Here is a 15,058-nt window from a genome sequence, read left to right on the forward strand (position 1 = left end):
TTTACAAGTGAATTTACAGGACGATACCATAGGTGAAATAGATGAATCAATACTTCATTTGTCAAATAGTGATTTAGCTTTACACAGTTTTTTGTCACCGAAATTTGGAGTTATCTTAATGATATTAACCCTGGGCTTACTCAAATATTGGGATATGACAAAAGGAGGCAATCAAAATACCTTATTCACTTTCTTATTCAATTGGTTTGGATCAAATTGGATTGTGATAACAATCGTTCTTGTTTTGATTATATCGTTCATTCTCTCATTATTACTTACTTTTGAAAGTGACTACCATTTCACGATCAAGAAAAATTGTAAAGATGAATTAGAAGTTGAACAAGGGCTATTGGAAAAGAAATATCGAACAATTACCAATAGCCGTATACAGGCACTTCTAATAATTGAGCGACCATTACATCGCTTATTAGGGTATGCATCTATTCAAGCTATTGTTATTCGTAATAGTCAAAATGAGCAAAATGAAAAAAGCATTGCAATCATCCCTTTTGTTAAAAAGAAAAAAGTGAAAACTTTACTGAAGTCTTTTACTGGTTATCAAAAAAGTGATTGCTTACAGCAGCTTACTAAAGGAGCTTCTTTTCATTATAAAGTCATCCCTTTTATAGTAGGACTTCTTATTGCAATTGCAATATGGTTATATATACCAGCATATTATCATTACTTCGCAATAATAGTCCCCTTTATCCCTTTATTTTTAGGGTGGATGGAATTTAAAATGATTGGTTGGAACCAAAATGAACATTTTTTAACGCTTCAATATGGAAGTTTATCTCGTAAAACAGTCATTATTAAAAGAGGGCGTATTCAGTGGATTTCCGTACGACAGACAAACCTACAGGAAAAACAGCATTTAGCATCTTTGAAGTTAGCAATTGCTTCAGGTAAGGAAAATATTAAGTTTTCATTGAGCCATATTCCAGTAGATGCTGCAAACCATATTTATAAAAATACGCTAAAGATAAAGAAAGAGGGATAAATATGAAAATCTTTTTAGGAATAATCGGGCTTGTTATTTTGGGGATTGGTGTTCGCGCTCTGTTTTCTGGGACATTCATTCTAGAAAACGTCATTCCGAGTATTTCGCATACAGCAGGTAATATTCTTTTGATTATTATTAGTATTGTTTTAATTGCATTTGGATTCAAGGATCATAAAGAGTAATAGAACTAAATAATAAAATAAACCATAATCATTCTATTTTTGTGAAACACTAAACTTAAACTAGTACAAACTTTTTTATGAAAATCCGATATTTAGTTAAAAAGAAACGCCATTTTGATCAATATTTTTTCAAAATGGCGTTCTTCATTATCAAATAAAGAATTCATAAACAACTTTTTTAGCAATCTTTATTCTTATCGGAATTAGCCCCTCAACATGTATTTGAGAAAATCATTCCCAATGTTGTAGAAGATGAAGTTATTTGTGGTGCGAACAGGATCAGATGTACAGAATTATACTGCTTTTTGATATTGTTTAATCTAAACAATGTGAAGACCCTTTGGTGAATTTTTATTGGTAATTTAAAATCCAATTTGTCGCATCTTCAAAGTTTTCTGCAATGTAGTTTGGTTCAATATGTGCCCACTTGTCTCGGTACGTATGTAAAGCGTCGTATCCAGCACCTGTTCGTACTAAAATCGTTGTCGCATTCACTTTTGCTCCTGCAACGATATCAGTCCAGCGATCACCAATTACAGCACATTGTGTTAAATCAAGCCCGTGTTTTTCGGCTGCTTGTAGCAGCATGCCTGTATTTGGTTTACGACATTCGCAACCATCACCGTGTTTATGAGGACATACGTAAATATCATCAAAACCGAAGCCTTTTAATTCTTGTGAGAAATCGGCTATGGTCGCTATCCCATCCGCGATACCTGGTTGATTTGTAAAAGAGAAAAATTTTATATGATTAGCTTTTAATTTTTGCAGTGATGCTTTTGTAAAAGGAAATAATGTAAATGATCCTGGGTAATGTATGGTAGTATCGCCACCAATTGTACCGTCACGATCAATGAAAATTGCTTTAATAGTTGTCATAGTTATAGTCCTTTCAATTAACAAGTAGTTTAAAAATGTTTTACAAATCGATATCCATTCACTTCATATCCTAATTTTTTGTAAAAAGGATGAGCTTCTACTCTTTTTGTTCCACTAACTAGCCATGTGCCAATGCAATTATGCTTCTTTGCTAATTGCTCTGCATAATCCATTAATGCTTGCCCAACGCCTTTCCGTCGTATTGTAGAATCAACGCTAATAATTGAAATTTCTCCATACCGAGTTACATCTTCTAAATTTTCACGTATACGAAACCCAAGTAATCCAAGTATAGTTTTTTCTTCCTCATAAACATATAACAAATCAAAAGGACTCATTTGTACGAATTGCAATCGGTTGTTCATATCTTCATACGAAATAGAGGAACCTTTTAATTCTTTTGTTAAAGAACAAAGTGCATCTATATCGTCTATCGTAGCTTCACGAATTTCAAAAGACATATTATCCACTCCAATTAAATGTAATCAAACATTAAGTATTCTATTAAAAAATATTTATTCCTGCTATGAAAATAAATATTTTATAATGATATATAGATAGTTGTATGTTATTCTTTTCCTAGTTTGTATTGGAAATGGAAAGAAGGGGAATGTATGTTAGAAGTAAATATCCGTTCTGCTGGATATGAAATAGGTGAAAAAACAATTCATGATATTGCCTTTTCGATTGAGCAAGGCGAATTAGTTGCTCTTATTGGCGCAAATGGTGCCGGGAAAAGTACAACGATTAAAACGATGCTCGGGTTACTTGTAAATGTGGATGGTGAAATATCATTTGGCGAGAAGAAAAATCCGTATGCATATGTGCCAGAACACCCGACGTATTATGATTATTTAACGCTTTGGGAACATATTGAATTATTAATGGCTGCTCGCGAGAACGAAGCCGGAAGCTGGGAACGGAAAGCTGAAGAGTTATTACATATGTTTCGAATGGATAAGCATAAACATGAGTATTTATCAAAGTTTTCAAAAGGGATGAAACAAAAATCGATGCTTATATTAGCATTTTTAACTGAACCAGATTTTTATATCATTGACGAACCTTTTATCGGTTTAGATCCGGTAGCTACGAAAGAGTTTTTAAGTTATTTATATAAAGAAAAAGAACGCGGGGCAGGAATTTTACTTTGTACGCACGTATTAGATACAGCTGAAAGAATTTGCGAAAGATTTTTACTCATCTCTCAAGGTACATTAGTCGCAGATGGCCATTTAGAGGCAATTCAAACGTTAGCAGAAAGGCCAGGAAGTTCATTATTAGACTGTTTTGATGTAATTGTAAGGCGTGAACAACATGATTAAAAAACAATTTTATAAAAGATTATGCCATGAACTAGGGCGGAAATGGAAGTCCATACGTTCTATAACGGATTGGACGGTTGCGCTATATATTGTTATTCCAGCATTTATATTTATGGGGATTTATTATCGTTCACTATGGACGGAAGAATTATCGATGGGAGAGACTGTTTATTTCGGATTAAGTCTACTCGCATTTTATGCGATTACATATGGAAGAGGAGTTCGCTCATTTTTTGAGCAAGCGGATAGTTTATTTTTAATTTCGTACCCCGCTCACATGCAAAAATTAATCCAGTATGGCATGACATATACGTTTATTCGAATAGCAATAACGAATGTAGTAGTTGTTGTTGCGATGTTACCAGTGTTGATGAAAAGTATTGGAGTGACGAAGATACAAGTCGTATTATTTTGGCTATTCTTTACTGTATTTCGATTTTTGTTGGCGTTATTAACGAGATTTATTCATGTACGTGTGGGGAAACGATGGCTACTATGGATTATAAAAAATGTAATATTTTCTATAAGTCTATCCTTTTTTGGATTGAGTTTGTTTCTTATTTATAAAAATCCATTGTATTCTATACTAAGTATCGGTCTAACAGTGTTTCTAATTATCATATTGATAAAAGAAAAATTAAATTATAAAAATTGCTTTTTTAAAGAAGTTGAGAGAGAAAAAGAAGAAAGTATGCGCTGGACGAGTCGGATTATACAAGTTGGTGGTCATACAGCTAAACCGAGTAGTTCGAATAAAAAGGCGTGGATGTTTCCATGTTCTAAAAAGTTTTTAGGGAAGAAAAAGGATTCTCGTATTGTTGAATCCTTTTTAAAAGAATTTTTCCGTACAAGTAGTGCGCGAATATTTTATATTCAAATTGTATGTATAAGTACTGTTAGTATTATTATGAGTCCGAAGTGGATTGCCGCTATTATTCTTGCATTTGCTTTATTTGCAATTTCCCGTTATGCGCGCGACTATTGGAATGAGTTTACGAACAAAATGTTTCTTCATTTATATTGTGATGAAGGCAAATTACTCTTGTTAAGATGGAAGACAGATCGCTATTTATTGTTTCCAGTAATACTTTTGTATGGAATAGTTATACTTTCTCATTTTTATTTATTGCCAGCTGTAATTGCCGGGATTATTTTTATAGTATTAATTGGTTGGATAGTATTCTTACCATAGAAAAAAGAGCCGAAAAATGGCTCTTTTTTCTAATCCGTAACACATTGATAAATAAAATATACTAAAACGAGTATGCTTGCGGCGGAATACATGACATCTAAAGTCATCGGATCTCCTCCTCATTGTTGTTGTATTTTATTGTATGAAATCTTACAATTTCATATTCAAGTGAAAAATATGTGAACGTTAACAAAATTGTAAAGTGCAAAAATTACAATCATTTTGTATAATAGAGAAAACAACCGTTATATAAAATATAATGAGTGAAAGGGGAGGAAACATACATGCCAAATTGGTTTAGAAAAACCTTAGTCGCATTAATTACCGTATTTACATTTGGTTTAGTGACGCCTCCTTCCATATTGCTTGATAATGCCAAAGCTGCGGACAAGCCTACGAGCACAGCTGGGCAACAAAATTTGGAGAGTACGTCCTATACATATGAAGAAACGAATGACAGGTTAACCACCGATACTTTTATTACGTATGCAATGCAAGAAGCAGAGAAGCAGTCGATGCAAAAGTTTGGAACTAAAATTGGTCCAGTAATTGAAGATGAATTTAAAGATGTAATATTACCGAAAATTGAAGAGGCAATTGCTGAGCTTGCCAATGATGTACCAGAAGATTCACTACAATCATTAGCGATTTCCCAAAAACCAGCTGGTGGGAATAATGAAAAAATCTTTCACGTTTATGACACGAAATCAGGAAATGACTTATTGCGATTTCATGTAAGGAGAGATCATCCACCGCAAGATGGTTACTATTTTAATTTCCACTATCACCGTTTTGATGATGGGTACTCTGGACACCATGAGTTAGGGAATATTTATTGGAATACGAATGTACCACCAAAGTGGCTTTCTTAAAAAGAACAAGAGAAAATCTTGTTCTTTTTTTATGTGTATAGAAGGGTAAGACAACGGCGGTGTTGAATAAAATAGGTTTAGCAAAAAGAAGAAAAGGGAGTATGGGAATGCAAAAATATATTGTTTTTGACTTTGATGGCACATTAGTAGATTCACAAAATATATTTGTACCAATCTATAATCAAATTGCTAAAAAGCACGGATATAAAACGGTAAAGGAAGAAGAAATTGAGTATTTACGTAAATTAACGATGCCAGAGAGATGTAAACAACTCGATGTACCATTGTATAAACTACCGATATTAGCACTGGAGTTTTATAAATTGTATCAACCTGCCATAAAAGATCTTATTTTGTTCCATGGGATGAAGGATGTATTAGATGAGTTACATAAAAAAGGCTACGGAATTGCAGTCATATCATCCAACTCAGAAGAGCATATTCGGGCATTTTTACACAATAATAATATAGAAAATATACAAGAAGTATATTGTTCTAAAAATTTGTTCGGTAAAGATAAAATGATAAAAAGATTTTTAAAATCGAAAAAAATAACTGAGCAAGATATGTTATACGTCGGTGACGAACAGCGAGACGTAGCAGCGTGTAAAAAGGCTGGGGTGAACGTAATATGGGTATCTTGGGGATATGATGTCATTGAAACAGTGAAAAAAGATGCACCAGATTATATGGTCAATACACCGATGGAAATTGTGCAAGTAGTACAAGGAGCGTATTCTTAATAGGAATAAACTTCGAGCAGGCATTCATCATATGTAATTTTGGGTAGCGTATACACCAAATGTAGAAATGTAAGGGGGAATATACATGAAAACAATTACAACATGGCAAAACAATATACAAATAGTAAAAGATGCAGCGAATATTGTAGAAATTTCTAAAGGTTTTTCACCGGATAAAAAATATATAGTTACGACAATTGATAATGAAAAATATTTGTTACGGATTGGCGATATACAAGAGTATGAAAGAAGGAAAATAGAGTTTCAAATTTTAAATGAAATGGCAAAACGTAACGTACAGGCACAAAGGCCGATTGAAATAGGTATATTGGAAGAAGAAGGTGTATGCTATAGTATTTTTTCATATTTAGAAGGGGAAGATGCGAAGAAGCTATTGCCTACGTATACACCAAAAAAACAATATGAAATTGGCATAGAGGCAGGAAAAGATTTAGCAAAAATGCATACATATGAAGCTCCTAATGATACACTTCCATGGTATGAAAGAGCCATGAAAAAACATCAAAAATATGTAGAGGCATACAAAACATGCGGAATAAAAATAAAAAATGATGATAAAATCATTAAGTTTATTGATGAAAATGAAATGTATTTACAAAATCGCCCCAATCAATTTCAACACGATGATTTTCATTTAGAAAATATAATTGTACGGGATGGGAAATATGTAGGTGTTGTTGATTTTAATGGTTATGATTGGGGCGACCCACTTCATGATTTTGTAAAAATAGCACTATTTGCAAGAGACATTAGTATTCCGTATTCAATCGGACAAATAGAAGGATACTTTAATGGGAGAATACCAGAGGAGTTTTGGAAATTATATGCGGTATACGTAGGTATGACAGTGTTCTCATCAGTTGTATGGACATTACGAGCAGCACCACATATGTTAGATGATACGCTAGAGCGTCTTACTGTAGTTTTAGAGGATCATAAAGACTTTGAGCTATTAAAGCCAATTTGGTTTCAACCAGAAAAAATTGATATAAAAAAATAAAAGGCAGGTGTGAATCACATCTGCCTTTTATTTTTTACCATTCTTCGTTTTGAAGTAGTTGCATCCTTTTTGCATAGAGAAAAGGGGAATAGAGGGAAGAGTTATCGTCCCTCTATTAAAATATTTATTTTGTTTTCTTAAATGCAAGTGGCTGAGTACTAAGTGTAGCTGGCACATGTAACTGAAGCGATGGAAATTCACCACTCACATTCATTTCATAAGCGAATAATAAACTCATTTTCATTTGGAATAAATCAACTTTTACAGAAAAGATGTCGTAATGATGATGCGTTAATTGAATGTCCATCTCCATAAATTGTACGAATAACGAATCATCTCGTTTGTATACTTGTAATGTTCCGTATGCAGGATGTTCAAAAGTACCAGTATAATCCTCTAACTTGTGCGAAGGTGTAGTCCCTTTCATTTGTTCTGGGAGGGATTCAGTTGCTTCTTTCATCATTTCCTTCATTTTTTCAGTATCTTCTACAGCACGTTTATGCCAATCAATGGATTCTAATTCAAGTAGTTCGTCATAAATTTGATTAGCGAGATAAGTAGGAAGTAATGTTCCTCCAGCATTCGTTAAAATGACAAGGCCTATGTTTTCTGTTGGTATGAATGAAACAAGCGCTGAAAATCCATCGATATTACCGCCATGATGAATCACTTTTTTACCACGATAAGCGCTAATAAACCAACCAAGACCGTAACTATTTAATGGAGATTCAGGGAGTGATAAAACCGGTTGGTCTGGAATGGAATTGTGTGGTGTATACATTTGTTGTAATAATTCAGAGGAGATTAATTCATGATCTCCAAATTTTCCTTCATTTAAGTGGAGAAGTACCCAATTTGCCATATCTTTAATTGTAGAATTGATACAACCAGCAGCGCCAACGGTATCAATGTTGCGGAATGGAACTTCTTTTATTTCACCGTCATTTTCAATGTAAGGTAAAGCGTATTCATCTGTCGTTTGTGAATCGGTAACAGAGAAGTTTGTATGTCTCATATTTAAAGGTTCTAAAATATGTTCTGTAGCGTATTGCTCCCACGTTTGATTTGTTATGTTTTCTACAATATAGCTAATTGTCGCATACATTAAGTTGTTATATAGAAATGATGTGCGGAACGGTGCATCAAGTGGTAAATGTTTTATTTTTTCAACGAGATCTTTTCGAGATAAGGAAGAGCTGTACCAAAGGGCATCATGACGACTTACCCCGGTACGATGAGAAGCTAAATCTCTTCCTGTAACTTGTGAACTAGCAAGTAGTTCAGATAAAGAGAAGTTAGGTATATAAGACTGGACAGGAGTATCCCAATTAAACCTTTTTTGCTGTGCTAACAAACTTAATGAAAGTGTGCCAAAAGCTTTCGTTGAGGAACCAATTGCGAACAAAGTACGCGGTGTAACTAGTTCTTTTGTCTCTAGATTTCGATAGCCAAATCCTTCTGAAATAATAACTTCACCGTCTTTTATAATAGCTACAGCAGCTCCCGGAACGTTTAAATCCTTCATCATTTTTTCAACCGTTGTTTGTAAAGAAGTCATAACAGGCGTTTCAATTTTAGACATACTTCTAACCTCCAAATATAAATTTTGTTCTACCGCACTATACTTTCGGTAATAGAAAATGAAAACCTTTTTAAATATGGAAAGTTAATAATTTTGTAAGAATTACTGAAATAAATTTTATTAATCAAGATTATTAAATTCAATGTTTTTCATGTTATGATAAATTTTATATAAGATTGAAAGAAGGTTTTACTACATATGAAACATGCTGAAAATGAATACTTAAATTTATGCCGCCATGTAATGGAGCATGGTACGAAGAAAGAAGACCGTACAGGGACAGGCACTGTATCTGTATTTGGATATCAAATGCGTTTTGATCTAAGTAAAGGTTTTCCTTTATTAACAACAAAGAGAGTGCCGTTTCGACTTGTAGCAAGTGAGCTACTTTGGTTTATGAAAGGTGATACAAATATTCGTTATTTATTGCAGCATAATAACAACATTTGGAATGAATGGGCATTTAAGAATTGGGTAGAAAGTGACGAGTATACGGGTCCTGACATGACTGATTTCGGTCTTCGCTCACAACAAGATGAGGAATTTAAAGTTCAGTACGATGAGCAAATGGAATTGTTTAAAAAGAACGTTTTAGAAGATGATGACTTCTCAAATAAATATGGTTATTTAGGAGACGTATACGGTAAGCAGTGGCGTGCTTGGAAAACGACAACTGGTGAGACGCTTGATCAATTAAAAGATGTAATTGAAATGATTAAAAAAACGCCAGATTCACGTCGCCTAATTGTATCTGCTTGGAATCCTGAAGATGTACCAAGTATGGCATTACCACCTTGTCATACGTTATTTCAGTTTTATGTAGCAGACGGTAAACTTTCTTGTCAGCTATATCAAAGAAGTGGTGATATATTCCTTGGAATTCCATTTAACATTGCAAGTTACTCGTTACTAACACATTTAATTGCACATGAATGCGGACTTGAAGTGGGAGAATTTGTTCATACAATTGGAGATGCCCACATTTATACGAATCATTTTGAGCAAGTAGAAAAGCAATTGGCGCGTGAACCACGTCCGTTCCCAAAACTTACATTAAATCCAGATGTGAAATCTGTGTTTGATTTTGAAATGGAAGATTTAACGATTGAAGGATATGATCCACACCCAGCAATTAAAGCACCGGTTGCAGTGTAATTGTAGAGGAGATGAAAAGATGATAGTTTCATTTATGGTCGCAATGGACGAGAATAGAGTAATTGGTAAAGATAATAATTTACCTTGGCGTTTACCGAGTGAATTACAATATGTAAAGAAAACAACGATGGGTCATTCGCTTATTATGGGAAGAAAAAACTATGAAGCGATTGGTAGACCGCTGCCTGGAAGACGTAATATTATTGTAACTCGTAATGAAGGGTATCATGTTGAAGGCTGTGAAGTAGCACATTCTGTAGAAGAAGTGTTTGAGCTATGCAAAAATGAAGAAGAGATCTTTATTTTTGGCGGAGCGCAAATTTACGATCTCTTTTTACCTTACGTAGACAAGTTATATATAACAAAAATCCATCATGCATTTGAAGGAGATACATTCTTCCCAGAAATGGATATGACAAATTGGAAAGAAATTTTTGTTGAAAAAGGTTTAACGGATGAAAAAAATCCGTATACGTACTATTATCATGTATATGAGAAGCAACAATAGTAAAAAAGATTGATGTGAAAATTCACATCAATCTTTTTATTTGTATCCATCAATATAGGTTTAAAGATGAGATTCGATAGTGCTATAATGAATGGTAGCATGTAAAAATGCTAAAATTTTCAAGAGTATTAAGATAGAAAGAGGAGGAGAATCGATTGAGAAAGATATGGGGGATTCTTTTTCTTTGCTTAACATTCATGTTAGTCGGATGTGGTAAAGAAGAAAAACCACAAGAAGCATTTGATACATATGCAAAAGCATGGAATAAACAAAAATTTGCAGAAATGTATGATCAATTATCAAAAAAGGCGAAAAAAGATATTTCAAAGAAAGAATTCACTGAGAAATATGAAAAAATTTATTCTGGCATTGAAGTGAAAGACTTAAAAGTAGAAGCAGGAGAAGTAAAAGAAGATAAAAAAGATGAAGGTCCTGTTCCTTTTAAAGTAAGCATGGATACTGTTGGTGGTAAAATCAATTTTGCCCATGAAGCAAAAATGGTGAAAGAAAAAGATGGAGATAAAGAATCTTGGAAAATAGATTGGACTCCTGATTTTATATTCCCAGGTATGACGAAAGATAGTAAAGTGCGTATGCAAACGACAGAGCCGAAGCGCGGAGAAATATATGACCGTAACGGTAAATATCTTGCGGTAAATGGTAAAGCTTCTGAAATCGGATTGATTCCTGAAAAATTAGGGGATGCAGCTCCGCAAACGAAAGAAACGGTAGCGAAGTTACTAAATATGTCTGTCGAAGAAATTGACCAAAAACTAGCAGCTAAATGGGTAAAACCAAATTACCTTGTACCAATTGGAATATTGCCTGAAGGAGCAACACAAAATACGTACATAGATTTACCTGGTGTTGCAACAAAGCCAGTAAATGTTCGCTCATATCCATTAGGAGAAGAAGCCGCACATCTTACTGGCTATATTGGAAAAGTGAATGCTGAAGATTTAAAAACGTTACAAAAGAAAGGTTATCAAGCAGATGATCCAGTAGGTAAAGCTGGTTTAGAGCAAGTACTGGAAGAAAAGCTACGCGGTAAAAAAGGTGGTCGTGTCTTCGTAGAAGATGCACAAGGAAAAGAAATTAAAAATTTAGCAAAAACAGATGCTGTTGATGGAGAAAATGTAACTTTAACGATTGACAGTGCAGTTCAAACCGAAATTTATAATGAAATGAAAAATGAGGTAGGATCAAGTGCAGCAATTAATCCAAAGACTGGAGAAACACTTGCACTTGTGAGCACGCCAGCTTATAACCCAAATACCCTTACAAGAGGGGCGTCAAAAGCGCAACGTGATGCGGTAAATAATGATCCGAAAAAACCGATGACGAATCGATTTACACAATTATCAGTTCCAGGATCTGTATTTAAGCCGATTACAGCTGCAATCGGTCTTGAAACGAAAACAATTGATCCAAAAGAAGAGTTAAAAATTGAAGGATTAAAATGGACAAAAGATTCTTCTTGGGGTAATTATTATGTAACACGTGTAAAAGATGCAAATCCGATTGATTTTGATAAGGCGATGAAATACTCGGATAATATTTATTTCGCACAAGAAGCTTTGAAGATCGGGAAAGATAAATTTATGAGTGAAGCGAAAAAATTCGGATTCGATGAGAAATTACCAATTGAATATGGATTCCCAGCTTCTAAAATCGCAAATGATGGTATTAAAAATGATATTCAAATGGCAGACACAGGGTATGGACAAGGACAAGTATTAATGACGCCACTCCATCTAGCATTAACGTACGCACCAATTGTTAATGAAGGAAACATACCTTCTCCATATATAATTAAAACAGATAAGCAACCAAAAGCTTGGAAAGAGAATGTAATTTCAAAAGGCAATCAGGATATATTAAAAACTGCTATGACGAAAGTAATTAATGATCCAGATGGTACTGGGAAAATTGCTAAAATTGATGGCATGACTCTTGCTGGAAAAACAGGTACAGCGGAATTAAAAGTATCAAAAGAGGCTGAAGGAAAAGAATTAGGCTGGTTCGCTGCATTTGATTTAAATTCACCAGATATGGTTATTACTATGATGATTGAAGATGTAAAAGGTAGAGGCGGAAGTAATATTCCAGCTGAAAAAGTAAAACATGTATTTCAAAAATAATATGTAATAAAAGGTTAGCTCTATAATTTGTAGAGCTAACCTTTTTCTATGAAGGAATCCTTAATATCTGTATACTGAATTTTAAGGAAACAAAACAAATCATTAACTTACGAAAAAAAAGTAGCTATTTTTTATTGACATCGAACGAAACTTTTCGTATTATACTTACATAAGGTAAGTTATTTACTTTCAAATTATAAATCTCAAATTAAAGATAAAATGTAGAAAAGGGAGAGAATACAATGACAAAAGTACTATTTATTACAGCAAATCCAAATTCAGCAGAAGGTTCTTTCGGAATGGCAGTAGGGGAAGCTTTCATCGAAGCTTATAAAAACGAACATCCACAAGATGAAGTTGTAACAATTGATTTATTCAATACTACAGTACCAGCAATCGATGCAGATGTATTCGCTGCTTGGGGTAAATTTGCAGCAGGTGAAGGATTTGAAGCTTTAACTGAAGCTCAACAACAAAAAGTTGCAGCAATGAACACAAACTTAGAAACATTTATGCATGCAGATCGTTATGTATTTGTAACTCCAATGTGGAACTTTAGCTATCCACCAGTAGTAAAAGCATACTTAGATAACTTAGCAATTGCAGGTAAAACATTCAAGTATACTGAAAATGGTCCAGTTGGCTTATTAGAAGGTAAAAAAGCACTTCACATTCAAGCAACAGGTGGCGTTTATTCTGAAGGAGCATACGCAGCTGTAGACTTCGGCCGCAATCACTTAAAAACAGTATTAGGATTTATTGGTGTAAATGAAACTGAATATATTGCAGTTGAAGGTATGAATGCAAACCCTGAAAAAGCACAAGAAATTAAAGAAGCAGCAATTGCTAATGCTCGTGAATTAGCAAAACGTTTCTAATATAGAATGGTTAAAAAGTCCAAACACTTGTTGTTTGGACTTTTTTTCTTCTTTTTCCTTCGTTTGTCTAGTATAATGAAGGTCGGAATGATAATAGGTGGGGGTTCTGTATGATTCAAACGTTTTTTAAAATCTTTTATTTAATTTTAATCGTAATTGCGATTACACCAAGAATGTGGCGTCTTAAAAGACAAGTAAATACGATGTCGCCACAAGAAAAAGATAACGCTGTGTACAAAACGACAAATTGGTTTGGTAAGAAAATGGTGCGCGTAGCTGGGGGAACAGTAGAAGTTAAAGGACTTGAAAATGTTCCGAAAGATAAGCCGGTACTAGTTGTAAGTAATCACCAGAGTAATATGGATATCCCTGTTTTACTAGGTTATTTAAATAAACCAATTGGCTTCGTTTCAAAAGCGGAGATTAAAAAGTTCCCAGTTGTACCAACTTGGATGGAACTTATGAATTGTGTATTTATGGATCGTAGCGATCGTCGCCAATCACTTCAAGCGATTAAAGATGGAATTGAACTATTGAAGAATGGACATTCTATCGTAATTTTCCCTGAAGGAACGAGAAGTAAGGGTGGCGAAATTGGAGAGTTTAAGGCTGGGAGTTTTCATCTTGCTGTAAAATCTGGTGTAGCAATCTTACCTGTAACATTAGATGGGACATATAAAATGTTTGAAGCGAATGGAAATCGTATGAAGCGAGCTCGTGCAACAGTAACAATTTCTAAGCCGATTACACCTGAAGAGTATGCGACTATGGATATTAAAGAGTTAACGAAGTATACACAGGATGTTATCGCATCACAATTACATAAGTAATAAAAAAGGTTTCAGCTTACATTAAGCTGAAACCTTTTTTATGATGCTGTAGGTAGGACGTAAAAGAGTACGCAGAAGAACATCATCGCACTACCACCTAATACGAAAAGATGCCAAATGGCATGGTTGAAAGGTAACTTTTCCCAAAGAAAGAATATAGCTCCTACAGAATATAAAATTCCACCTGCTAAAAGTAGTGAAAAACCATGTCCAGTTAGATTTTCATAAAGTGGTTTAATAGCAACGATTATGAGCCATCCCATTATGATATAACATAGCGTCGATGCCTTAATAAAGCGACGTACAAAGAAAATTTTGAAGATGATACCTCCGATTGCTAGTGTCCATATAATTGCGAGTAACGTCCAACCTAATGGTCCACGAAGCGTAATAAGTAAAAAAGGAGTATATGTGCCAGCGATTAATAAATAAATGGCTGAGTGATCTAGTATAGTAAATAATTTTTCTACTTTTGGATGGTGAATGCTATGTAACAATGTCGAAAACAAGTACAGTAAGAACATGCTTACACCGTAAACCGTAAATGCAACAACAGCAGATGCGGTACCATGCTTAGAGGCATGAATAATCAATATGATTAAGGCAGGGATGCTTAAAATGGCACCGATACCATGTGTAATTGCATTTGCAATTTCTTCTTTCACAAATTGTGTCATTCGTGTCATTTTTTCAGTCATAATGGTAATCCTTTCTACTATCATAAAATAATATGTCTTTTCTCTTACC

Annotated in this window: 16 protein-coding genes; 12 read left to right on the forward strand and 4 right to left on the reverse strand. The window is 34.1% G+C overall.

The genetic code is table 11. From position 1 onward, the window contains the following. Nucleotides 1–118 precede the first annotated feature (118 nt). The gene (locus PDQ68_RS01345) at nt 119–1,000 is read left to right on the forward strand and encodes a PH domain-containing protein (protein ID WP_235590113.1); all 882 of its coding nucleotides are present in this window, start codon (nt 119–121) and stop codon (nt 998–1,000) included. 2 nt (nt 1,001–1,002) lie between these two features. Continuing rightward, complete coding sequence (locus tag PDQ68_RS01350) at nt 1,003–1,185, forward strand: hypothetical protein (protein WP_016717371.1); 183 nt, start codon at nt 1,003–1,005, stop codon at nt 1,183–1,185. 351 nt (nt 1,186–1,536) lie between these two features. On the opposite strand, the gene PDQ68_RS01355 is transcribed toward PDQ68_RS01350, so the two are convergent. After that, complete coding sequence (locus tag PDQ68_RS01355; protein WP_061182381.1) at nt 1,537–2,064, reverse strand: HAD-IIIA family hydrolase; 528 nt, start codon at nt 2,062–2,064, stop codon at nt 1,537–1,539. 29 nt (nt 2,065–2,093) lie between these two features. Continuing rightward, complete coding sequence (locus tag PDQ68_RS01360) at nt 2,094–2,525, reverse strand: GNAT family N-acetyltransferase (RefSeq protein ID WP_016717373.1); 432 nt, start codon at nt 2,523–2,525, stop codon at nt 2,094–2,096. 153 nt (nt 2,526–2,678) lie between these two features. Here PDQ68_RS01360 and PDQ68_RS01365 point away from each other — a divergent pair, with 153 nt between their 5' ends. The 5 genes from PDQ68_RS01365 (at nt 2,679) to PDQ68_RS01385 (ending at nt 7,217) form a co-directional block, all read left to right on the forward strand. Then, on the forward strand, nt 2,679–3,389 hold the full coding sequence (locus tag PDQ68_RS01365) for an ABC transporter ATP-binding protein (RefSeq protein ID WP_016717374.1): 711 nt from the start codon (nt 2,679–2,681) through the stop codon (nt 3,387–3,389). Then, a complete protein-coding gene (locus PDQ68_RS01370; protein WP_016717375.1) occupies nt 3,382–4,581 on the forward strand; it encodes an ABC transporter permease in 1,200 nt (399 codons plus the stop codon). Before PDQ68_RS01365 ends, PDQ68_RS01370 begins: the two co-directional genes overlap by 8 nt. A gap of 284 nt (nt 4,582–4,865) precedes the next feature. Further along, on the forward strand, nt 4,866–5,453 hold the full coding sequence (locus tag PDQ68_RS01375) for a YpjP family protein (RefSeq protein ID WP_001134412.1): 588 nt from the start codon (nt 4,866–4,868) through the stop codon (nt 5,451–5,453). A 107-nt stretch (nt 5,454–5,560) separates the two neighbouring features. Further along, nucleotides 5,561–6,196, forward strand: a complete 636-nt coding sequence (locus PDQ68_RS01380) for an HAD family hydrolase (protein WP_029141114.1) — start codon at nt 5,561–5,563, stop codon at nt 6,194–6,196. Nucleotides 6,197–6,281: 85 nt separating this feature from the next. Continuing rightward, a complete protein-coding gene (locus PDQ68_RS01385; protein WP_016717377.1) occupies nt 6,282–7,217 on the forward strand; it encodes an aminoglycoside phosphotransferase family protein in 936 nt (311 codons plus the stop codon). 124 nt (nt 7,218–7,341) lie between these two features. Here the strand turns inward: PDQ68_RS01385 and PDQ68_RS01390 are convergent, their stop codons facing one another. Further along, nucleotides 7,342–8,799: a serine hydrolase gene (locus tag PDQ68_RS01390; RefSeq protein WP_061182431.1), complete on the reverse strand. Its 1,458-nt coding sequence runs from the start codon at nt 8,797–8,799 to the stop codon at nt 7,342–7,344. 198 nt (nt 8,800–8,997) lie between these two features. Between PDQ68_RS01390 and PDQ68_RS01395 the strand changes: the two genes are divergently transcribed. The 5 genes from PDQ68_RS01395 (at nt 8,998) to PDQ68_RS01415 (ending at nt 14,311) form a co-directional block, all read left to right on the forward strand. Continuing rightward, complete coding sequence (locus PDQ68_RS01395; protein WP_061182432.1) at nt 8,998–9,954, forward strand: thymidylate synthase; 957 nt, start codon at nt 8,998–9,000, stop codon at nt 9,952–9,954. Nucleotides 9,955–9,973: 19 nt separating this feature from the next. Beyond that, nucleotides 9,974–10,462, forward strand: a complete 489-nt coding sequence (locus PDQ68_RS01400) for a dihydrofolate reductase (protein WP_014893782.1) — start codon at nt 9,974–9,976, stop codon at nt 10,460–10,462. Nucleotides 10,463–10,617: 155 nt separating this feature from the next. Beyond that, nucleotides 10,618–12,603, forward strand: a complete 1,986-nt coding sequence (gene pbpC, locus PDQ68_RS01405; protein WP_061182433.1) for a penicillin-binding protein 3 — start codon at nt 10,618–10,620, stop codon at nt 12,601–12,603. Between the two features lie 242 nt (nt 12,604–12,845). Next, nucleotides 12,846–13,481: an FMN-dependent NADH-azoreductase gene (locus PDQ68_RS01410; RefSeq protein WP_000170016.1), complete on the forward strand. Its 636-nt coding sequence runs from the start codon at nt 12,846–12,848 to the stop codon at nt 13,479–13,481. 110 nt (nt 13,482–13,591) lie between these two features. After that, on the forward strand, nt 13,592–14,311 hold the full coding sequence (locus PDQ68_RS01415; protein ID WP_000616585.1) for a lysophospholipid acyltransferase family protein: 720 nt from the start codon (nt 13,592–13,594) through the stop codon (nt 14,309–14,311). A gap of 38 nt (nt 14,312–14,349) precedes the next feature. On the opposite strand, the gene trhA is transcribed toward PDQ68_RS01415, so the two are convergent. After that, entirely contained in the window at nt 14,350–15,009 is a 660-nt protein-coding gene (gene trhA / locus PDQ68_RS01420) for a PAQR family membrane homeostasis protein TrhA (protein ID WP_000136895.1), read from the reverse strand. Nucleotides 15,010–15,058 lie beyond the last annotated feature (49 nt).

The sequence above is a fragment of the Bacillus cereus group sp. Bc010 genome, assembly GCF_027716745.1.
Lineage (GTDB): Bacteria > Bacillota > Bacilli > Bacillales > Bacillaceae_G > Bacillus_A > Bacillus_A pacificus.